20 protein-coding genes are annotated in these 21739 nt (G+C 66.3%); 14 read left to right on the top strand and 6 right to left on the bottom strand.

Features of this window, described 5'->3' with window-relative positions:
- Positions 1-311: 311 nt before the first annotated feature.
- Genes flgH through flgF form a run of 4 tightly spaced genes read right to left on the bottom strand, consistent with a single transcriptional unit; the run spans position 312 to position 3806 of the window.
- Positions 312-1076: a flagellar basal body L-ring protein FlgH gene (gene flgH, locus K410_RS0125330; RefSeq protein ID WP_028137464.1), complete on the bottom strand. Its 765-nt coding sequence runs from the start codon at positions 1074-1076 to the stop codon at positions 312-314.
- 9 nt (positions 1077-1085) lie between these two features.
- Positions 1086-2219 (bottom strand): flagellar basal body P-ring formation chaperone FlgA, encoded by a 1134-nt coding sequence (gene flgA, locus K410_RS0125325; protein WP_028137463.1) that lies wholly within the window; start codon positions 2217-2219, stop codon positions 1086-1088.
- A 20-nt stretch (positions 2220-2239) separates the two neighbouring features.
- Positions 2240-3028, bottom strand: a complete 789-nt coding sequence (gene flgG / locus K410_RS0125320; protein ID WP_028137462.1) for a flagellar basal-body rod protein FlgG — start codon at positions 3026-3028, stop codon at positions 2240-2242.
- Between the two features lie 16 nt (positions 3029-3044).
- Positions 3045-3806: a flagellar basal-body rod protein FlgF gene (gene flgF, locus K410_RS0125315; RefSeq protein ID WP_028137461.1), complete on the bottom strand. Its 762-nt coding sequence runs from the start codon at positions 3804-3806 to the stop codon at positions 3045-3047.
- Positions 3807-4183: 377 nt separating this feature from the next.
- Between flgF and fliL the strand changes: the two genes are divergently transcribed.
- The 5 genes from fliL (at position 4184) to K410_RS0125290 (ending at position 10968) form a co-directional block, all read left to right on the top strand.
- Positions 4184-4684 (top strand): flagellar basal body-associated protein FliL, encoded by a 501-nt coding sequence (gene fliL / locus K410_RS0125310; RefSeq protein ID WP_028137460.1) that lies wholly within the window; start codon positions 4184-4186, stop codon positions 4682-4684.
- 30 nt (positions 4685-4714) lie between these two features.
- On the top strand, positions 4715-5917 hold the full coding sequence (gene fliM, locus K410_RS0125305; RefSeq protein ID WP_028137459.1) for a flagellar motor switch protein FliM: 1203 nt from the start codon (positions 4715-4717) through the stop codon (positions 5915-5917).
- A complete protein-coding gene (locus K410_RS0125300) occupies positions 5914-6360 on the top strand; it encodes a DUF6468 domain-containing protein (RefSeq protein WP_028137458.1) in 447 nt (148 codons plus the stop codon). The genes fliM and K410_RS0125300 overlap by 4 nt, the downstream gene beginning before the upstream one ends.
- Positions 6361-6369: 9 nt before the next feature.
- Entirely contained in the window at positions 6370-7134 is a 765-nt protein-coding gene (locus K410_RS0125295) for a MotE family protein (protein WP_028137457.1), read from the top strand.
- A gap of 102 nt (positions 7135-7236) precedes the next feature.
- Positions 7237-10968, top strand: coding sequence for a hypothetical protein (locus K410_RS0125290; protein ID WP_049820203.1), 3732 nt, complete (start codon positions 7237-7239; stop codon positions 10966-10968).
- 212 nt (positions 10969-11180) lie between these two features.
- Here the strand turns inward: K410_RS0125290 and fliP are convergent, their stop codons facing one another.
- Both fliP and K410_RS0125280 read right to left on the bottom strand, forming a co-directional pair.
- Positions 11181-11939: a flagellar type III secretion system pore protein FliP gene (gene fliP / locus K410_RS0125285; protein ID WP_028137455.1), complete on the bottom strand. Its 759-nt coding sequence runs from the start codon at positions 11937-11939 to the stop codon at positions 11181-11183.
- Positions 11936-12898, bottom strand: coding sequence for a flagellar biosynthetic protein FliO (locus K410_RS0125280; protein ID WP_028137454.1), 963 nt, complete (start codon positions 12896-12898; stop codon positions 11936-11938). Before K410_RS0125280 ends, fliP begins: the two co-directional genes overlap by 4 nt.
- Before the next feature lie 347 nt (positions 12899-13245).
- Between K410_RS0125280 and flgB the strand changes: the two genes are divergently transcribed.
- The 9 genes from flgB to K410_RS0125235 all read left to right on the top strand — a co-directional run bounded on the left by flgB (position 13246) and on the right by K410_RS0125235 (position 21563).
- A complete protein-coding gene (gene flgB / locus K410_RS0125275) occupies positions 13246-13650 on the top strand; it encodes a flagellar basal body rod protein FlgB (protein ID WP_028137453.1) in 405 nt (134 codons plus the stop codon).
- Positions 13651-13691: 41 nt separating this feature from the next.
- Positions 13692-14117, top strand: coding sequence for a flagellar basal body rod protein FlgC (gene flgC, locus K410_RS0125270; RefSeq protein ID WP_028137452.1), 426 nt, complete (start codon positions 13692-13694; stop codon positions 14115-14117).
- A 16-nt stretch (positions 14118-14133) separates the two neighbouring features.
- Entirely contained in the window at positions 14134-14442 is a 309-nt protein-coding gene (fliE, locus tag K410_RS0125265) for a flagellar hook-basal body complex protein FliE (protein WP_028137451.1), read from the top strand.
- Positions 14443-14572: 130 nt separating this feature from the next.
- Positions 14573-14836, top strand: a complete 264-nt coding sequence (fliQ, locus tag K410_RS0125260; protein ID WP_007612284.1) for a flagellar biosynthesis protein FliQ — start codon at positions 14573-14575, stop codon at positions 14834-14836.
- Between the two features lie 17 nt (positions 14837-14853).
- Positions 14854-15624, top strand: a complete 771-nt coding sequence (gene fliR, locus K410_RS0125255) for a flagellar biosynthetic protein FliR (RefSeq protein WP_028137450.1) — start codon at positions 14854-14856, stop codon at positions 15622-15624.
- Between the two features lie 13 nt (positions 15625-15637).
- Positions 15638-16717 (top strand): flagellar biosynthesis protein FlhB, encoded by a 1080-nt coding sequence (gene flhB, locus K410_RS0125250; protein ID WP_028137449.1) that lies wholly within the window; start codon positions 15638-15640, stop codon positions 16715-16717.
- 154 nt (positions 16718-16871) lie between these two features.
- Positions 16872-19448, top strand: coding sequence for a cell cycle histidine kinase CckA (gene cckA / locus K410_RS0125245; protein WP_028137448.1), 2577 nt, complete (start codon positions 16872-16874; stop codon positions 19446-19448).
- A 245-nt stretch (positions 19449-19693) separates the two neighbouring features.
- Positions 19694-20725: a Tim44 domain-containing protein gene (locus tag K410_RS0125240; protein WP_028137447.1), complete on the top strand. Its 1032-nt coding sequence runs from the start codon at positions 19694-19696 to the stop codon at positions 20723-20725.
- 154 nt (positions 20726-20879) lie between these two features.
- The gene (locus tag K410_RS0125235; RefSeq protein ID WP_028137446.1) at positions 20880-21563 is read left to right on the top strand and encodes a hypothetical protein; all 684 of its coding nucleotides are present in this window, start codon (positions 20880-20882) and stop codon (positions 21561-21563) included.
- Positions 21564-21739 lie beyond the last annotated feature (176 nt).

Below are 21739 nucleotides of genomic sequence, written 5' to 3'. Positions count from 1 at the left end.
AGATAAGTAGAGTTCCACCTTCGCACTTGTGTCACGAAGCGGCCGGGAGCTTTGATCATCCATAGTGGGTTCGCTGTGGTGACAGTCTAGATTGCTTCGTCGCGTCAGCGCAAAATTGCTTCGCAATTTTGTCGCGAGCTCCTCGCAATGACGTGGATGGAGCGTCGCCCGATGCACCATCTCACTCGCGGCCAATATGCCATCCGCCAAAATACATGCGGCCCTCGCCAGGGGAGCTAGCGAGGGCCGCGTCGTACATCGTCGTTCGCGCCTAGGTTTCGCGAACACGATGTGGGAGCTCTTGAAGAGGCTTAGAAGGGCAGCAGCACGTCCATCACCTGCTGGCCGTAGCGTGGCTGCTGCACGTCCATGATCTGGCCGCGGCCGCCATAGGCGATGCGGGCCTGGGCAATCTTGGTGGAATCGATGGTGTTGTCGCTCTGGATGTCCTCAGGGCGCACGATGCCGGCCACGATCAGCTCGCGAATTTCGAAGTTGACGCGGATCTCCTGCTTGCCTTCGACGACCAGGTTGCCGTTCGGCAGCACCTGGGTGACCACGGCGGCGACGTTGGTCTGCAAGGCTTCCTTGCGGTCGACGCTGCCCTTGCCCTCGCTCGATGAGGTCGAGTCGGCGGTCAGGATGCGGCCCGGCAGGACCTTCTGCGCCTGCGTGCCGAGCGTCTTCGCGCCGATGAAGTCGGTGATGCCTGAATCTTCCTTGTTGGTGCGGCTGCGCGAGGTGTCGTTCTCGATGTTGGCCTTGTCCGTGATGTTCACGGTCACGGTCAGGAGGTCGCCGACCTGGCGGGCGCGCTGGTCCTTGAAGAAGGCGCGGCTGCCGTTGCGCCACAGCGAGTTCGGATTGTAGGAGGCGACTTCCGGCTTCGGCATCGGCATCTGCACCGGCTTGTAACCGGGCTGTGCCGTCGGATTCTCGATCGCCGACAGCTTCGGTTGCTCGCCGATCTGGGACAGACGGTCGATCGAGGAGCAGCCGCCCAGCGCGCAGGAGGCGAGCAGCAGGGCAGAGATCGCGATGCGACGAAGGCGGAAAGCCGAACTGAAAGCGGACATGATGAACTCTTACTTGGCTTGAGCTTGCGAGACGCGAGCTTGCGGGGGTTGGGCTTCTGCGATCTGGGCCGGCGAGGCGGGGGCCTGCACCAGGTTCCGGAGGAGAGCTGCGGTGTCGACGGGGGCCGGCGTCTCGTCGCGCCGGAGCGAAGAGGTCTGGTCGACCGCCGGCGCCATCGGCGCGGACTGGCTCGCGCCCTGGATCGTCACCTGGCCGCGGCCGGTGACTACCCCGGTCAGCGTGCGCTTGGAATGCAGATTGAGCACGCTGACGGTGTCGCCTTCGGCGCCGCTCTCGATCGCCTTGCCGCGCGTGGTGAGATAGAGGCCGGGCGCCTGAAAGATGATGGTCACGCTCTGGTCGCGCACCACGAAGTCGGGCTTGACGATGTCGGCGGCGCGAAGCGGCATGCCTGCCCGCATCGCCCGACGCAGCTGCATGCCGACGCTGCGCTCGCGCGAAGCCGGCTCGCCGGTAACCTCGGCCTTCGGCCGGCGCTCCAGCGCGATGTCGGAGGACTTCAGCACGTCGGCACGGTCGATGTCGCGCGTCAGCACGGCCACTTCGACCGTCTCGATCGCAGTACCGGCGAAGCGCAGCTTGGTCGGGATCGGATTGCTGTCGTTGGCGATCTCGAAGGCGATGTCGAAGCGGCCGCTGCGGGCATCGTAGCGGGTTGCGACCGGCTGCAGCGCGCCGCTGTAGGCGGCGTCCAGGCGCATCTCGGTGACGGCGCGGTCGAAGGTGATGGTGATGTTGGCGGCATCGCCGAGGCCGAAGCGGCGCTCGAGCGCCGAGGCGACCGCGCTTTCGATTTCCTTGCCCGCCAGCGTGCGGGCGAGGCGGGTGACGTGGACTTCCTTGATGTCGCCGGTCATCACGCCGATCACCTGCTTGGCGCGGAGCACCGACAGCACCTGGCCGACCGTCAGCGTGCCGGTGGTGCCGAGATCGGGCGAGCGGTAGACCGGGATCGTCGCGGCCGATCCGGCATTGTCGATGAGATCGCCGACCCGCACCACGTCCGAGGTCACGCTGACGCTCGCGCGCAGCGCAGGTGCGGCGATGAAGTCGTCCGCGGCCGCGGCCGGCAGGGCCAGCGCGAGCAGGGCGGAGATGGTGGCGAGAGTGGTGCGGATCATCGTCATTGCTTCAGTTGGCCTCAGCGGAACAGCGCCGTGGTCGATTGCATCATCTGGTCGGCGGCGCTGATCACCTTGGCGTTCATCTCGTAGGCGCGCTGGGCGGCGATCAGGTCGCTCATCTCGGAGACCACGTCGACATTGGCCTGCTCGAGGCTGCCTTGCGTGATCTTGCCGTAGCCCTCGGAATTCGCGGTGCCGTCCTGCGGCGGGCCCGACGAGGGGGTCTCGGTGAACTGGTTGCTGCCGACCGGCTGCAGGCCGGCCTTGTTGATGAAGCGCGTCACGCCGATCTGGCCGACGATCGAGGAGGTCGAGGAGCCCGGCAGCGTCACCGAGACCTGGCCCTGCTCGCTCACGCTGATGCCGGACGCGTTGTTCGGGATCGTGATGGTGGGCTGCACCGGGTTGCCCTGCGCGGTGACGACGCGGCCCTGATTGTCCATCTGGAAGGTGCCATCGCGGGTGTACTGGTAGGTGCCGTCGGGCATCAGGATCTTGAAGAAGCCTTCGCCCGACACGGCGAGGTCGAGATCGTTGCCGGTCTGCGACAGCGTGCCCTGGGTCATGCTGCGCGGTGTGCCGACGGTCTTGACGCCGCCGCCGATGTCGACGCCGACGGGCAGGATGGTGCCCTGGTCCGAGGCCTGCGCGCCGACGCGGCGCACGTGCTCGTAGATCAGATCCTGGAACGCCGCGGTCTGCTTCTTGAAGCCGGTGGTGCGCAGGTTGGCGATGTTGTTGGAGATCACCTGAACGTTGAGTTCCTGTGCCGCCATTCCGGTCGCTGCGGTGTGAAGTGCCTGCATCTCAGTTCTCCTTCAATCAGGCCGGAACGTCGGCGAGCTTTTCGATCGCCGATTTGTGGAGGTCGCTCTGCTGCTGGAGCAGGTTGGCGACGGCGGTGTAGCTGCGCATGACCTCGACCATGCGGGTCATCTCGATGACCGAATTCACGTTCGACTTCTCGACATAGCCCTGCTCCACGGTGGACTTGGTGGCCGGCTGCAGGGTCGCTCGGCCGGTGTCGTAGAGATTGGCGCCGAGCTTGGTCAGCTTGGCCGGATCGTCGAACGCCACCATCTTGATCTTGCCGCGGATCGAGTCGGTCCTGGCGGTGCCTTCCAGCACCGTGATGGTGCCGTCGGGGGCGATGTTGATGTCGTGGTCGGTCGGCTGGAAGGTGATCGGGCCGCCGGTGCCGAGCACGAGGTTGCCGTCGGAGGTGACGAGCTGGCCGGTCGAGTTGAGCGAGAACTTGCCGTCGCGTGTGTAGCGCTCGCCACCATTGACCTGCACCGCGAAATAGGCGTCGCCGGTGATCGCCAGGTCGAGCGGGTTCTTGGTCATTTCCATCGGCCCTGGGCCGACGTCGCGGAAGGTGCCGCGGTCCTGCACGTAGGAGACGCGGCGGTCGGCGCCGATGAAATTGTCCTCACGCGCGTTCGAGTTGAGGTACTCCTCGAACAGCGAATGGTCGGCCTTGAAGCCGTTGGTGTTGGCATTGGCGACGTTGTTGGCGATGACATCCATCTGCCGTTCCAACGTCATCTGCCGTGACAAGCCGATCAGAAGCGCGTTCTGCATCGGAAATCTCCCCTGCGTGGATCCGCCATCGCGCTCTCCCAAGCGCCTTGGCCGACCCCGTGAACGAGACCTTCAGGTTCTCCCAAACCGGTGGGTCTCGGCCCTTTCTCAGCGAAAGCCGTGCCAACCTGGAAAAATTCGCGATTTCAATGTCTTGCCGATTTTCGAGGGGCGCGGGAGGGCGGCAGAAAGGTTCTGTTAGCCATGTCTGCCCGGCAGATTTTTCCTAGCGCAAGCCCGATCGAAAGATTCCGTTAACCATTATTACCGTAGCGTTTGCCATGAAAAGGAGCGCATTGCGCCGGGGCATTTGTATCGCGTCACTGTCTTGAGCCTTCGCTCTTTCGACCCCTTTGAGAGATCCGGGCGCGGCGACCATGGCAGAGAACGAAGCGGAAGGCGGCGCAGCCGGTGAGGGCACCGAAGGCGCTCCGCCGAAGAACAAGCTGAAGCTCATCATCATGGCCGTCGGCGTGCTCGCCATCCTCGGCGGCGGTGCTGCGACCTGGTTCTTCTTCTTCCGTCACGGCGATGCCGAGCACCATGCCGAGGCCGCGCCGCCGCCGAAGCCGCCGGCCTTCGTCGACGTCCCCGACCTGATGGTCAACCTCGCCGGTTCGCCCGGCGAGCGCGTGCAATATCTGCGGCTGAAGATCGTGCTGGAGCTGAAGGAAGAGAAGCAGATCGAGGCGATCAAGCCGACGATGCCGCGCGTCACCGACATCTTCCAGACCTATGTGCGCGAGCTGCGCCCCTCCGACCTCAACGGGTCCGCCGGCATCTTCCGCCTCAAGGAGGAGCTGACCAAGCGCGTCAACGCCGCGGTCGCCCCGATCCAGGTCAGCGCGGTGCTGTTCAAGGAAGTCGTGGTCCAGTGATGGCGCTGCGGAAGGCAACGGACTAGCGCCATGGCCGGCAACGAGCAAATGGACCAGGATGCGATTGCCGCCCAATGGGAGGCGTCGCTCGATTCCGAGGATCCCGCGGAGGCCGCGAAGGCTGCCGCCGAAAACGAGCTGTCGGAGACCATGGCCCTGCAATGGGCCGCCATGGTCGAGGACGGCAGCCGCGATCTCGGCAGCGGCAAGAACTCCGGCGAGCGGGTGCTGTCGCAGGAGGAGATCGACAATCTCCTCGGCTTCACCGTCGGCGACGTCACGCTCGACGACCATTCCGGCATTCGCGCCATCATCGATTCGGCGATGGTCTCCTACGAGCGTCTGCCGATGCTCGAAATCGTCTTCGACCGCCTGGTGCGGTTGATGACCACGTCCCTGCGCAATTTCACCTCCGACAACGTCGAAGTCTCGCTCGACCGCATCACCTCGGTGCGCTTCGGCGACTACATGAACTCGATCCCGCTGCCTGCCGTCCTCACCGTGTTCAAGGCCGAGGAATGGGAAAACTTCGGCATGGCGACGGTCGATTCCAACCTGATCTATTCGATGATCGACGTGCTGCTGGGCGGGCGCCGCGGCACCAGCCAGCTCCGCATCGAGGGCCGGCCCTACACCACGATCGAGACCGAGCTGGTCAAGCGGCTGGTCGAGGTGGTGCTGACCGACGCCGAGCAGGCGTTCCGGCCGCTGTCGCCGGTGACCTTCACGATCGACCGGCTCGAGACCAACCCGCGTTTCGCCGCGATCAGCCGTCCGGCCAATGCGGCGATCCTGGTGCGCCTGCGCATCGACATGGAAGACCGCGGCGGCAACATCGAGCTGCTGCTGCCCTATGCGACCATCGAGCCGATCCGGGGCGTCCTGCTCCAGATGTTCATGGGCGAAAAATTCGGCCGCGACCCGGTCTGGGAAGGCCATTTCGCCACCGAGATCGTGCAGGCCGAGATCGCCGTCGATGCCGTGCTCTACGAGGCCGACATCCCGCTCAAGCAGCTGATGCGGCTCAAGGTCGGCGACACGCTGCCGCTGGACATGCGCGCCGATGCCAACGTCACCGTCCGCTGCGGCGACGTCACGCTGACCGAGGGGCGGATGGGCCGGGTCGGCGACCGCGTCGCGATCCGCGTGACGAAACCCTTGCGCAAGCCAAGCACGACACTTGCGATGTTCGAGAAGGTGGACGAGCAGAACAAGATGATGGAGGCCCCATGAACCACTCCCTGGGAATGGCGATCGAGACGCTGGTGGCTATCCTGCTGATGCTGACGATCGTCTACTGCGTCATGCTCAACAAGCGGCTGACGCGGCTGAAGGCGGACGAGCATTCGCTGAAGGCGGTGATCGGCGAGCTGATCACCGCGACCGAGATCGCCGAGCGCGCGATCGGCGGGCTGAAGCTAGCGGTGCGCGACGTCAACGAGAATCTCGGCAGCCAGCTCGCCGCGGCGACGCAGATGTCGGACCAGCTCTACAAGCAGCTCGGCGAAGCCGACAACGTGGTGCGGCGCCTGTCCAAGATCGCGATCGCCGCGCGCCCCGTCACCAATCCGGAAGCGGTCTCCGCGCCCACGCCCAAGCCCTCGACCGCGAAGGCGGTGGCGGCGGCGGCCGAAGCCTTCTCCGAGCGCCGACGCTCCAACGGTCTTGCCGCATGAAGTCAGGGCATGAAATCCTTTCGTAACATCCGCGTCATCCCGGTCGTCCTGATCGCCGTCGCGGGTCTCGCCACGCTGAAGGTGGCGGGCCTCGCGATCAACGGCGGCTACGTGTTCGACTACAAGCCGAACCAAGGCAAGAAGTCCTGGGCGGAAGAGAACCTGAATTTTCCGACCGGCCGCGACGATCCCGATATCACGGGATCGACCCATGGCGCGCCGAAGGAACCGCCGAAGCCGGCCGCGCCCGAGACCAAGATGGAGGGCGGCACCCCGGTCAAGATCGACGAGACCCAGCCGCAGCTCTCGGCCTCCGAGCGCGCGATCCTCGAGCGGTTGCAGGCGCGCCGGCAGGAGATCGAGGCCCGCCAGCGCGAGATCGACATCCGCGAAAGCCTGCTCAAGTCGGCCGAGAAGCGCATCGAAGGCAAGGTCGAGGAGATGAAGGCGGTGGAAACCCGCATCTCCGCGACGCAGGCCGAGCAGAAGGCCGCCGAAGCCCAGCGCATGAAGGGCCTCGTCACCATGTACGAGGGCATGAAGCCGAAGGACGCCGCACGGGTGTTCGACCGGCTGGAGATGGGCGTGCTGATCGAGATCGCCTCGGCCATCGCGCCGCGGAAGATGTCGGACATCCTCGGGCTGATGTCGTCGGAGGCCGCCGAGAAGCTGACGGTCGAGATGGCGCGGCGTGCCAATGGCGGCGGCGACCAATCGGCCTCGGCCGCGGAGCTGCCCAAGATCGACGGCAAGCCGACGCAAAAGCCGAATTGAGGGCGCATACTTAAGAAGTCCTTAATTGGCAAAACCTTAGAGTCGAGGCTGGGGCCGGGATCAGGACCGGCGTCGACCGTCGAAACGGAAGAAATGCCGCCAATGGCGCGAGAGGCTGCCGCTGGATTTGTGTCGCGAGCCCGCGCTTTCGCGCCGGGCCTGTCGCGTCATGTCCGCGCGGCGGGCATGCTGGCGGTCTGCCTGCTGATCGGTTTCGGTGCGCCGGTCCGGGCAGCCGATCCCGTCAGGGGTGAGGCGACTTTTTCGGCCGGCGGCGGCTTTGCCCGCCTCGTCATCAAGCTCGGCGAGGACGTTCCCTCCGAGGTGGCGACCGCGGGCTCCATCCTCATCATCCGCTTCGACCGGCCGGTCGACGTTCCCGTCGACCGCGTGCCGGAAGGCGCCCCCGATTACATCAATTCCGCGCGCCGCGATCCCGACGGCAGCGCCATCCGCCTGTCGCTGGCGCGGCGCGTCACCGTCAACACCATGAACGCCGGCGAGCGTACCTTCATCGATCTTCTGCCCGAGGGCTGGAAGGGGCCGCCGCCGAGCCTGCCGATGGACGTCGTCAAGGAGCTCGCCGAGCGTGCGCGCATTGCCGAGCGCGCGCTGCGCGCCCAGCGCGTCGCGGCCGAGACCAGGAAGCGTCCGCCGATCCGCGTGCGTGCGTCGGTGCAGCCGACCTTCGTGCGCTTCGTGTTCGAGATGCCCGACGGTGTCGGCGTCTCCTCCGTGCTCAACGAGCAGAAGCTCACGCTGGCTTTCAATGCCAACCTCAACTTCGACCTGGCGGACGCGGTCGTCGCGGCGCCGCCAAACGTTGCCTCGATCAAGCAGAAGGCCGACATCGACCAGACCAATGTCGAGATCGCGCTGATCGGCGATTCCGACGTGCATTCGTTCCGCGACGAGAAGAACTACATCGTCGACGTGTCTTTCCAGCCCGACAAGGGCAAGATTGCCGCGACGCCAGAGGCGGCGCTCACGCAGATGAAGCCCGGAGGTTCCGGACCTCGGCCTGCGCCCGACAAGCCCGCGGCCGAGAAGCCGAAGGATGCCCAACGCGAGATCGTGCCGCCGACCTCCGAGACGATCGCGCGCGAAGCCAAGATCGACGTCAAGCCGGACGTCAAGCCCGAGCTGAAGCCGGAAGCGCCGGCGGCGATGCCGCCAGCCGAGGCGCCGAAACCGGTGCCGGCGCCAGCAACTGAGGCGGCGCGCGCCCCGGAGGCGGCCAAGGAGGCCGCGAAGGACGTTGCGAAGCCGGCGCCCCCTGCTGCCGAAGCTGCGACCGTGCCGGCCAAGCCCGCGCCGGCCGAAGAGGCCGCGAAGGAGCCGGTCAAGGAAGCCGCCAAGGACACGGCTAAGGAAATTGTCAAGCCTGCGCCGCAGCCCACGGTCGCCGGCGTCGATGCGCGTCGCGACAGCGACGGCTTGCGCGTGACGTTCCCGATTCAGGTCGCAACGGCCGCGGCCGCGTTCCGCCGCGGCGACACCGTCTGGCTGGTGTTCGATACGCCGAAGCCGATCGACGTCGAGGCGATCCGCACCAAGGGCGGCGCGATGATCGGCGAGGTCGGCCGCATCCCCCTCGACAAGGGGCAGGCGGTGCGCATCCGTCTCACCCGCCCACTGGTCTACTCGCTGGCGAGCGAGGAGGTCGGCAAGGAAACCAACTGGCTCCTGACGCTGGCCGACAAGATCCAGTCGACGCCGCTGCCGCTGATGATGTCGCGCAACATCACCGACCCCGCGCTTGCCAACATCGCGATCCCCTTCGCCAACCCGGGCCAATTGCACAAGCTCACCGACCCCGATGCCGGCGACACGCTCTATGTCGTCACCGGGCAGCGGCCGGTGCGCGGCTTCATCAAGCGGCAGGACCTGGTCGATCTCTCGCTGCTGGAATCCGCGCACGGCATCGCGATCCGGCCGAACTCCGACGAGGTCGGCGTCGAGGTCGGCGCCGACAAGGTGATCCTCGGCAAGAAGGGCGGATTGACGCTGTCGCCGGTCGACATCTCGGCCGAGCGGGCGCCGACCGCGGTGCGCCCGGTGTTCAGCCCTGAAGCCTGGCGCAAGGGCCAGTCGGAAAACTTCATGACTCGCCAGAGCGAGCTGATGACGGCGATCTCGGCGGTCGAGCCGGCGCTGCGCTCGCTGCCGCGGCTCGACCTCGCGCAGTTCTACATGTCGCGCGCAATGTATTACGAGGCCAAGGCCGTCACCGACGTCATGCTGACCGATCCCCTCAACAAGGAGGAGAGCGGCGCGCTGATCATCCATGCGATCGCCAGCATCCTGATCGGCCGGCCGGCGCAGGGCCTGAAGGACCTCGCCAATCCCGTGATCGGCAACAGCCACGATTCCCAGCTCTGGAAGGCGCTCGCCTTTGCGCGGCAGGGCAAATGGGCGGACGCGCGCGAGAAGTTCAAGAACGTCGAATTCGCCATCGCCTCGCTGCCGCTCGACATCCAGCGCATCGTGACGATGGATGCGATGCGCGCCTCGCTCGAGGTGAAGGATTATGCCGGCGCCTCCAAGCGCCGCAGCGAGCTCGAAGTGGTCGGCGTCTCGCCCGAGGCAGGGCCCGGCTTCGCCGTGCTGCGCGGCCGGCTCGCCGAGGCGCTCGGCCACGACAAGGACGCGCTCGACGACTACAGGTTCGCAGCCGCCTCGGCCGACCGGCCGGCGGCGGCGGAGGCCAAGCAGCTCGAGATCGCGCTGCGGCAGAGGCGCGACGAGATCGGCAAGGACGACGCGCTGCGCGAGCTCGAGACCCTCTCCATGACCTGGCGCGGCGACTCGATCGAGGTCAAGACGCTGCAGATGCTGTCGCAAATGTATGCCGAGAGCGGTCGTTACCGCGACGCGCTCACCGCGGCGCGCACCGCGACAAGGCTGCAGCCGAACGCGGAAGCCTCCCGTCAGGCGCAGGACCTCGCCTCCGAGCTGTTCACGCAGATCTTCCTCGGACCGAAAGGTGACGACCTGCCGCCGGTCGAAGCGCTCGGCATGTTCTACGAGTTCCGCGAGCTGACGCCAATCGGCCGCCGCGGCGACGAGCTGATCCGCCGGCTCGCGGACCGTCTCGCCTCGATCGATCTGCTCGACCAGGCCGCCGAGCTCCTGCAATACCAGGTCGACCATCGCCTCGAAGGCGCCGCGCGTGCCCAGGTCGCCGCGCGTCTCGCCATGATCTATCTCGCCAACCGCAAGCCCGACATGGCGATCACCGCGCTGCGTGCCAGCCGCATCAGCGATCTCTCCGGCGAGCTCAGGCAGCAGCGCCTGCTGCTGGAAGCGCGCGCGCAGAGCGACGTCGGCCGTCACGATCTCGCGCTCGACATCGTCTCCAACGTCGCCGGGCGCGAAGTGCTCCGCCTGCGCTCCGACATCTTCTGGGCGGCACGGCGCTGGCGCGAGGCCGCCGAGCAGATCGAGCTCTATTACGGCGAGCGCTTCCGCGACTTCAAGCCGCTCAATGCGGTGGAGAAGAGCGACATCATCCGCGCCGCCGTCGGCTATGCGCTCGCCGACGACTCCATCGGCCTGTCGCGCTTCCGCGAGAAATACGCGCCGCTGATGAGCGAGAGCGCCGACCGTCTCGCCTTCGACATCGCCAGCAAGCCGGCCGCGGCCTCCAGCGCCGAATTCGCCGAGATCGCCAAGCTCGCCGCCAGCGTCGACACGCTCGACGGCTTCCTGCGCGAGATGAAGCAGCGCTTCCCCGACGCCTCCGCCCGTGCACCGCAGGCCAAGGAAGAAGCCGACCACACCGGCTCGCTGCCGACGATCCCGGTGGTGCGGCAGATCAAGATGACGCGGTAGGGCCAATCAGTCGCGCGATCCTCCGTCATTGCGAGCGCAGCGACTTGTCCGCCGAAGCCTTGGCGAAGGCGGAAGCAACCCAGGAATCTTTCTGCGGAGGCAGTCCTGGATTGCTTCGTCGCAAGGGCTCCTCGCAATGACGGGGAGGGGGCGGTGGCTATTGCGGGAGAGCGGAGAGGATGCGCCAGCGGCGCGGCAGCTGGAGCCCGCCGTCACCCCCCGTAACTCTGCACCAGGCTGCCCGCCACCAGCGACCAGCCGTCGACCAGGACGAAGAAGATCAGCTTGAACGGCAACGAGATCGTCGCCGGCGGCAGCATCATCATGCCCATCGACATCAGCACCGAGGCGACGACGAGGTCGATGATCAGGAAGGGCAGGAACAACAGGAAGCCGATCTCGAAGGCGCGCTTCAGCTCGGAGATCATGAAGGCGGGGACGAGGATGCGCAGCGCGAGGTCGTCGGGGGTGGCCGGTGCCGGCTCGCCCGACAGATCCAGAAACAGCCTGAGGTCCTTCTCGCGCACGTTCTTCTGCATGAAGCCGCGCAGCGGGACGGAAGCGCGCTGCAGCGCATCCTCGACGCCGATCTGGTTGGCGACGAGCGGCCGGATGCCGTCGTCGTAGGATTTCTGCAGGACCGGGCCCATCACGAAGAAGGTGAGGAACATGGCCAGCGCGATGATCACCGAGTTCGGCGGCGCGGTGGCCGTGCCCAGCGCGGTGCGCAGCAGCGACAGCACGACCACGATGCGCGTGAACGACGTCATCATGATCAGGATCGACGGTGCGATCGACAGCACAGTGAGCAGCGCGATGAGCTGGATCGCGCGCTCGGTGACGCCGCCGCCGCCAGCGCCGCCGCCGAGGTTGATGCTGATGTCCTGCGCATGCGCAAGGCCTGCGAGCGAGGCCGCGACCAACAGGACAGAAAGGAAAAGAACTCTACGCGGGAGGGACGGCAGCCTCACGAAGACGGCTTCGGACGGCCGAGCAGCGAGGCCATCTCGTCTTCGAGATTTTCAAAGCTGGTCTTTTCCGCGGCCGGCTTTTGCGGCGGGGCCGGTGGCGCTGTCGGCTCGCTGCGAGCCGCCCGCGGGGGAGCGACCGGCGGCTCCGGCGCGACGGGCGGGGCGACCGTTTCGCCGGCGGGGCGGCGAAGCGCTGCCTCCAGCCGCTGCGCCATTTCCGCGAGGTTCTGCTCGGCGCTCGACGGGCCCGCGGCGGGCGCCGGCGGTGCAACGGGCGGAGCCGGCGGAGGAGGCGGCGGGGCAGCGGCGCGCTCGGCCCGCACGGGCGGCATCTTCATCGGCTCGCTCTGGCGCGGCGGCCTCGGCATCAGCGGCGGCTCGCTGCGCGGAACGCGCGGCGGCAGCGGCTCTGGCCGCGGCTCGCGCTCGGGGCGCGGCGCGATCGTATCGGCCGTGAAGCCCGCCAGGGGATCGCTGCGGCGTTCGGCCAGAGCGGGGGCGGGCCGGCGCACCTCGTCGGCGAAGGACGGGCGCGAAGGCCGCGGCGGCGGCTCGGGCATCTGCGGCTCGGGATGATCGAGCATCTCGGGCCGCGGCGCCTCGTCGGCCCAGCCGCCGGCGTCCGGCATCGGAGCAAGGCGCGGCGGCTCGGCGGCGTTGGGACGCTGGGGAAGCTGATCGCGGCCATGCGCGGCGCGAACGATGTTGGGCTCGACCACGATGTCGGTGGGGCCGCCGATCATCAGGAGGTGCTCGACATTGTCGCGCCGGACCAGCACCAGGCGGCGGCGGCCGTCGACCGCGGCGGCATCGATCACGGCAAGGCGGGGCATCCTGCCGCGCTGGGTGTTGGCGCCGAGCCGGCTGGTGGCGAATCGGCGAACCAGCCAAGCAGCGACGCCGATCAACGCCAGAACGACGATGAACGCGACGATGAAGGTGATAGGGCTGCCTTGCATACTAGTCCCCGACAAATGGCGCTTCTCTCGTGCCCATGGTCGGATACGCCAACCACCGGCCTACGATGCCCCAAACTGCGATTTCTTAACGTCCCACGGCAAGTTTTGCCGTCCCCAACTCTTAATAACCCATGAATCGCTCGATCCAAAACGACTTCTTGGCCTGTGCACGGCCGCCAAACGGTTGGGTTAATGCTGATTTCGGAGGCGTAGAATCACGGGGCGCGGAAATCCTGTCCCGCTCGGGGACATGCGTCGGGGATTTCTTAACCAGCTGTTAACCATACACGCGGCAAATTCTGCCTAGCTACGGACCTCGAGGTGCGTAACACGAAGGAGCCGCGACGATGGCCATCAACGACATCCCGGAACTGTCGGCGCTTCGCACCAAGATGCAGTGGCACCAGGAACGCCAGCGCGTCCTGTCCGAGAACGTCTCCAATTCCGACACACCCAAATTCCGGCCGCGCGACCTGGTCGAGCCGAAGCTCGACAAGAGCGGGGCGGTCACGGGGTCGATGGGCCCCCTGGCGCTGACCCGCACCAGCGGCTCGCACATGACGCCGTCAGGCGCGGCTTCCGTATTCGACCAGAACAAGAACGCGGGCTTCGAAACCCGGCCTGCCGGCAACGCCGTCAATCTCGAAGAGGAGATGATGAAGGCCGCCAGCAACCAGATGGACTACGCGGCGGCGACCTCGCTCTATTCGAAGAGCCTGCGTCTGCTCAAGACCGCGATCGGCAAGGCCTAGCCGCATGATCTTCGGAACAGAACAGCTAGAGGAGGCGCATCATGGCCAATGACAGCAGCGACTTCGCCCGCTCGATGGCGATCGCGACCTCCGGTCTGCGGGCGCAAGCCGGCCGCATGCGAGTGATCTCGGAAAACATCGCGAACGCGGATTCGACCGCGCAGACCCCAGGCGGCGACCCCTACCGGCGCAAGGTTCCGACCTTCTCCTCCGCGCTCGACCGCACGCTGGACGCGCAGGTCGTCACCCTCGGCAGGATCAAGCCCGACCAGTCGAACTTCCGCGTCAAATACGAGCCGAACAATCCGGTCGCGGACGCCAGCGGCAACGTCAAATACCCCAATGTGAACTCGGTGGTCGAGATGACCGACATGCGCGATGCGCAGCGGTCCTACGAGGCCAATCTCAACATCATCAGTGCGACGCGCCGGATGATCCAGCGCACGATCGACATCCTCAAGAGCTGAACAGGACAATTGAGCCATGGCATCACCGACAATCGCAGCCAATGCTTACGCGAGCCTTGCCCGGGTGCTGGAGACCGGCGGTGCCGGCAAGAGCACCGAGGCAAGCGGGCAATCCTTTGCCTCGATGCTGAAGGACGCCGTCGGCAGCGTCATGGAATCCGGCCGCAAGGCGGACGCGCAGACGATCGCGATGGCCTCCGGCAAGGCCAATGTGATGGACGTCGTGACCGCGGTCGCCGACACCGACGTCGCGGTGTCCACGCTGGTGTCGGTCCGCGACCGCGTGATCGCGGCCTATGAAGACATCATGAAGATGCCGATCTGACGAGGTTGTCATTCCGGGGCGCGACGAAGTCGCGAGCCCGGAATCCATAACCACGATCGGGAGTATGGATTCCGGGCTCTCGCTGCGCGAGCCCCGGAATGACGAAAAACAATCAGTAGGAATTCTGCGAATGACCGGCCCCGAGACCCTCGACGTCGCGCGCGATGCCATCTGGACGATCGTGATCGTGTCCTCCCCGCTGATGGTGGTCGGTCTGGTGGTCGGCGTCGTCGTGTCGCTGTTCCAGGCGCTGACGCAGATCCAGGAACAGACGCTGATCTACGTGCCGAAGATCCTGGCCATCTTTGCCACGATGCTGCTGGCGCTGCCGTTCATGGCCGACGCGCTCCATTCCCACATGCTGCGGATCTCGTCGCGAATCATCGGCGGCTGAGGCAAGATGCAGCAATTATGCGCATCGACGTCTCGCTGCTGCCGGAGCTCGCCGCGTCCTTCATGCTCGCCTTCGCCCGGGTCGGCGCGATGGTGATGCTGCTGCCGGGGCTGGGCGAGACCAATATCCCGACGCGGATCAAGCTGTCGATCGCGCTGCTGCTCACGCTGATCATCCTGCCGCTGCATCGCAACGCCTACCAGGTCGACATGGGGTCGCTGGCGCCGCTCCTGGTCCTGATGCTGCATGAGATTGCGATCGGCATCGTGCTGGGCGCGACCGCGCGCGTGACGCTGTCGGCGCTCCAGGTCGCCGGATCCGTGATCGCGCAGCAGATGGGGCTCGGTTTCGTCACCTCGGTCGATCCGACCCAGGGACAGCAGGGTGTGCTGGTCGGCAACTTCCTGACCATCCTCGGCGTGACGCTGCTGTTTGCCACCGACAGCCATCATCTGGTGATCGCGGCGCTGAACGACAGCTATACGATCTTCTCGCCGGGCGAGACCGTCTCGAGCGGCGATGTCGCCTCGCTGGCAACGCGCGCCTTTGCGGCGGCGTTCCGCCTCGGCTTGCAGCTATCCGGGCCGTTCCTGGTGTTCGGCCTCGTCTTCAACATCGGGCTCGGGATACTGGCGCGGCTGATGCCGCAGATGCAGGTCTATTTCGTCGGCGTGCCGCTGTCGATCTTCGCGGGCTTCCTGGTGCTCGCCGTGGTGCTGACCGCGATGATGGGCACCTTTCTCGATTATTTCATCGGTGTCATGCACCAGATGATGCCGCTCAAGTGACGGGGGTCGAACGATGGCGGAAGACAACGATCCCGAAAGTCAAACAGAAGACCCGACGCAAAAGCGCCTCGACGATGCGCTCGAACGCGGCGACGTCGCCAAGAGCCAGGAGATCAACACCTGGTTCATGATGGCGGGCGGCACGCTCGTGGTCGCAACCTTCTCGGGCTCGGTCGGCAGCGGGCTGCTGACGCCGATGCGCAACCTGCTCGCCAACTCCTGGATGATCAAGACCGACGGCAAGGCTCTGCTCGCCCTGATGCAGCAGATCGAGCTCGCCGTGCTCGCCGCGCTCGGCGTGCCCCTGTTGATGCTGGTGCTGGCGGCCATCGCCGGCAACATGCTCCAGCACCGTCTGGTGTGGTCGGCCGAGTCCCTCAAGCCCAAATTCAACAAGATTTCGCCCGGCGCCGGCTTCAAGCGCATCTTCGGCAAGCAGGCGGCCGCCAATTTTCTCAAGGGCATCGGCAAGCTCGTTGCTTTGGCCGTGGTCATGACCATGATCCTGTGGCCGGAGCGGCATCGCATGGAGGCGATGGTCCGGTTCGATCCGGTCGCCATGCTGGGCGCCAGCACCAGCATGACCATCCAACTGCTCGGCGCGGTGGTCGCAGCGCTCGCGATCGTCGCCATCGCCGATTATTTCTTCCAGTATCGCAGCTGGTTCCAGCGGCAGAAGATGTCGCTCCAGGAGATCAAGGAGGAGTTCAAGCAGTCCGAAGGCGATCCGCACATCAAGGGCAAGATCCGGCAATTGCGGCAGCAGCGCGCCAAGAAGCGCATGATGGCGGCGGTTCCCAAGGCTTCGGTGATCATCACCAACCCGACCCACTATTCGGTGGCGCTGTCCTACGAGCGCGGCATGACGGCTCCGATTTGCGTCGCCAAGGGCGTCGACAACCTCGCTTTCAAGATCCGGGAGATCGCGCGCGAGCACGACATCCCGATCGTGGAGAACGTGCCGCTGGCCCGCGCGCTCTATGCCACCGTCGAGATCGACCAGGAAATCCCGACAGAGCATTACCACGCGGTCGCCGAGGTGATCGGCTACGTCATGCGGCTGAAGCGCGGATTTGGCGCGGGGCGGGGATAAAGCACCCGAAAAATACCGGAAATGGCCGTAATCTGGGAATCAGCGTACCTTTCGCCCCTGCTGCCCTTGCACCTCAGGGTCCGATTCAGGCAGGGAGGACCCCCCGCGCCCCGTGGCGCGTTGATTCTCTGCCGACAGGCCGCGCCAGCTTGAGATGACCGCCGAGACCGACCACGACCTCACACGCGAGCCCGGTGCGGCGCACGAGCCGTCGCCGCGCTCGGGCAGCATTGCGCTGGTGCTGCTGGTGGCCGCCGGCCTCGTCGCCGTCGCCGTCGGACTGATGACGCTCGGGCGGGTGCAGGCGCAGCCCTATATCCTCGGTGTCCTCGCCGTGCTGGCGATGGTGGGGCTGTTCAACCTGTTCGCGTTTGCCGCCGGCATCATCCGCTTTGCCGATCGCAATCTCGACGATCCGATCATTCGCCGCATTTCCGATCACGCCTTCGACGGGCTCGCGGTCACCGATGCCCGCGGCCACGTGATCTATTCCAATGCCGCCTATCTGACGCTGACCGGCGCCAGCGGTCCGCAGGACGTGCGCCCGGTGGAACGCGTCTTCATCGGCAACCCCGATGTCTCCGAAGCCGTGTTTCGGCTGCTGAAGGCCGCGCGCGAGGGCAAGCGCCAGCAGGAGGAGGTGCGCATCTCCGGCCACGACGGCAGCCAAGGCCGCTGGCTGCGCATGCGCGTTCGCCCGCTCGGCACTGAAAAGCGCGAGGCGAAATACGCGGTATGGTCGATCGCCGACATCACCCGCGACCGCGAGCGCCAGGAGGACGTGTTCCAGGAGCTCCAGCACGCCATCGAATACCTCGATCACGCGCCGTGCGGCTTTTTCTCGGTCAATCCGGCCGGCGAGCTCGCTTATGTCAACGCGACGCTGGCGAACTGGCTCGACTACGACCTCGCCGAGATCGGTTCGGGCGGCCTCAAGCTGACCGACATCGTCTCCGGGGACGGCGCCTCGCTGCTGACGTCGATCGTGGCGGTGCCGGGCGAGGTGAAGACGGAAGTCTTCGACATCGATCTGCGCATGCGCACCGGCAAGACCATGCCGGTGCGGCTCTATCACAAGCTCGCCTTCGGCGCCGATGGCGCGCCAGGGCCGTCGCGCACGCTCGTCATCAGCCGCGCCCGCGACGAGCGCAGCGACCCTGATCGTGCCGCCGAAGTGCGCTTCATGCGCTTCTTCGACCATACGCCGATGGCGATCGCGACCGTCGACCGCGCCGGTAACGTCGTGCGCGCCAATGCCCGCTATGCCAAGCTCGGCCAGGCGCTGGGGCTCGACAGCGCCTCCAAGTCGATCTTCCGCGCGGTCAATGCGCGCGACCGCCACCTCCTGATCGCGGCCATCAACCAGGCCGCCGAAGGCCAGGCCGACATCGCGCCGGTCGAGGTGGCGCTGGAAGGAACCAAGGAGCGCTGGGGCCAGTTCTTCGTCACGCCGGTCGATTCGGCCGAGAACGACGCGGAAGCCGCCATCGTGCACATGCTCGAGACCACCGAGCGGCGCGCGCTGGAGAACCAGATCAACCAGTCGCAGAAGATGGAGACGGTCGGCCAGCTCGCCGGCGGCATCGCCCACGACTTCAACAACGTGCTGTCCGCCATCATGATGGCGAACGACTTCCTGCTGAACGCGCACAAGCCGACCGATCCGTCGTTCCAGGACATCATGCAGATCAAGCAGAACGCCACGCGCGCCGCGACGCTGGTGCGTCAGCTGCTGGCGTTCTCGCGGCGGCAGACGCTGCGGCCGCAGGTGCTCGACCTCGGCGACGCGCTTTCCGATCTCACCATGCTGCTGCGCCGGCTGATCGGCGAGAAGGTCAAGCTCGACCTCGTTCACGGCCGCGATCTCTGGCCGGTGAAGGTCGACGTCTCCCAGTTCGAGCAGGTGATCGTGAACCTCGCGGTGAACGCGCGCGACGCCATGCCCGACGGCGGCAAGCTGATCATCCGCACCGCCAACGTCTCCACTGAGGACGCCGGCAAGCTCGCCTACAAGGGCATGCCGGCGGCGGATTACGTCCGGATCGAGGTCGCCGACACCGGCACCGGCATTCCCGCCGACATCCGCGACAAGATCTTCGAGCCGTTCTTCTCGACCAAGGAAGTGGGCAAAGGCACCGGCCTCGGCCTTTCCACGGTCTACGGCATCGTCAAGCAGACCGGCGGCTTCATCTACGTGGACTCCGAGCCGGGGCAGGGCACCTCGTTCCACATCTTCCTGCCGCGCCATCACGCCGAGCCGGAGGTGCAGGTCGAGCAGCCGGCTGTCGCCAGCGCGACCAATGGCGCCGCGAAGGACGCCGCTGCCGTCGAGGCCAAGCCGCGCACCGATCTCACGGGACAGGGCACCATCCTGCTGGTCGAGGACGAGGAGGGCCTGCGCGCGCTGAACGCACGTGGCCTGCGCTCGCGCGGCTATACCGTGGTGGAGGCCGAGAACGGCGTCGAAGCCATGGAGATGCTGGAGGAGCAGAGCGGGGCGATCGATCTCGTCGTCTCCGACGTGGTCATGCCCGAGATGGACGGCCCGACGCTGCTGAAGGCGATGCGGGAGAAGAACCCCGACATCAAGTTCATCTTCGTCTCCGGCTATGCCGAGGACGCCTTCGAGAAGAGCCTGCCCGAGGGGCAGCAGTTCGACTTCCTGCCAAAACCGTTCACGCTCAGCCAGCTCGTGGCGGCGGTGAAGGAGACGATGACGAAGCAGGGCTGAGGGGCAGGCGTGCCTCCATTCTCCGTCATTGCGCTCACCTGCTTCCCCGCCGCAATGACGGGCAGAGAGCGGAAGTCTGTTCTCGAAACGGCCGGTAACCCGCGACCATGGTTCCCCGCCCGCCCCGGACAAACCCCCGTCAAATATGGGCTTTTGCCACAGCCCCGCGACTGAGGGCCGCAGCCACAAGTTCCGAAACCGGCTTCACTTTTCGGGAAGTCTGCCCATCTTAGGGGCACGTCCCCATGCCGGGGATATGGGAAACGCACATGACTTTCTCGCAACGCTCCCGCAATCTCTTCAAGACGCTCGCCGTCATGCTGGCGCTTGCGCTGCCGACAGCGCTCGTCATCTCGTCCGCCGACGCGCGCGTCGGCGGCGGCGGCTCGTCCGGTTCGCGCGGCTCGCGCACCTATTCCGCTCCGCCCCCGACCACGACGGCGCCGGGCTCGGCCTCGCAGTTCAACCGGACCTACACCCAGCCGGGCGCAGGCATGAACTCGGCTGCTGCCGCGCCTGCGCGCGGCGGCATGTTCGGCCGCGCCGGCGGCTTCATGGGCGGCCTTGCGGCCGGCTTCCTCGGCGCCGGCCTGCTCGGCATGCTGTTCGGCGGCGGCCTGTTCGGCGGCCTCGGCGGTCTGTCCTCGATCCTGGGCCTGATCATCCAGATCGTGCTCGTGGTGCTGGTGGTGCGGCTGGCGATGTCCTGGTGGCAGCGCCGTCACTCGCCGCAGGCGGCCTATGCCAATGCCGATGCGGGCGCAGCTCCCGGACCGCAGGCGAACCAGCGCAGCGGTCTCGGTGGCGGTCTTGCCGGTGGCCTTGGCGGTGGTCTTGGCGGCTTCGGTTTCGGCGCCAATGCCAACAACGCGCCGCTCGAGATCAAGCCGGACGATTACGAGGCGTTCGAGCGCCTGCTCGGCGAGGTCCAGGCGGCCTGGTCGAACGAGGACGTGGCCAAGCTGCACACGCTCGCGACGCCTGAGATGGTCTCCTATTTCGAGCAGGACCTCGCCCAGAACCGTGCGCGGAACGTCGTCAACAAGGTGACCGGCGTCAAGCTCTTGCAGGGTGACCTCGCCGAAGCCTGGCGCGAAGGCGAAACCGACTACGCCACGGTGGCGCTGCGCTTCGCGCTCACCGACAAGACGCTGGACCGCAACAGCGGCACGCTGGTCGCCGGTAGCGAGCAGCCGGGCGAAGTCACCGAGGTCTGGACGTTCGCCCGTCGGCCCGGCAGCGGCTGGGAATTGTCGGCGATCCAGCAGACCAACTGATCGCAAAGCGATTGAAGACAAGGGCGCCGTGCTTCCCGCACGGCGCCTTTTCTTTTGCGCCCCCTGCATCGCGGCAACGGAATAAGCGGGGGGCAGCGGGTTGAAATCAAGGCTAACGAAAAACAACCGACGACAAACAAAGCGGGAGGACAACATGATCCGTATCAGGAGATCCCTGACGATTTCCGCGCTGGCCGCGGTTCCGCTTGCATGGTTTGCGGCGCCGTCGGCGCAGGCGCAGTCGGCCGACATGACGTTCTTCGTGACCTCCAGCGGCCCTGGCAAGGGTGCCGACCTCGGCGGCCTGGAGGGAGCCGATGCGCAGTGCCAGAAGCTGGCTCAAGCCTCCGGCGCCGGCGCGAAGACCTGGCGCGCCTATCTCTCGACACAGGCCGCCGAGGGCAAGCCGGCCGTCAATGCGCGCGATCGCATCGGCAAGGGACCGTGGCAGAATGCCAAGGGTGCGGTGATTGCCAAGGACGTGGCCGAGCTGCACGGTCCCGCCAACAACCTGACCAAGCAGACGGCCCTCAGCGAGAAGGGTGAAATCATCAACGGCCGCGGCGACACGCCGAACCGGCACGATATCCTGACGGGAACCCAACCCGACGGCACCGCGTTCGCGGCCGGTGACGACAAGACGTGCAAGAACTGGACGTCGAGCACGCAAGGTGCGGCGGTGGTCGGCCACGCCGATCGCCAGGGCCTGCGCGACGACGAACCGTCAAAGTCCTGGAACAGCTCGCATCCCTCGCGCGGTTCCGAGGGTGGCTGCTCGCAGGCCGACCTGCGGAGCACCGGCGGCGACGGGCTGCTGTATTGTTTCGCTGCGAATTGAACTGAGGCCCGACACTCTCTCCGCGCGTCATTGCGAGGAGCTCTTGCGACGAAGCAATCCAGACTATTCCGCCGAGGCAGACTGGATTGCTTCCGCCTTCGCCAAGGCTTCGGCGGCCAAGTCGCTACACCCCGTAATGACAACGCATGTGGCGCGAGTGCTCCGTCTCACCCTGA

The sequence above is a fragment of the Bradyrhizobium sp. 22 genome, from assembly GCF_000482425.1.
Classification (GTDB): domain Bacteria; phylum Pseudomonadota; class Alphaproteobacteria; order Rhizobiales; family Xanthobacteraceae; genus Bradyrhizobium; species Bradyrhizobium japonicum_B.
Note: the sequence above shows the minus strand (reverse complement) of the source record. Positions and strands in the feature narration are given on the sequence as shown.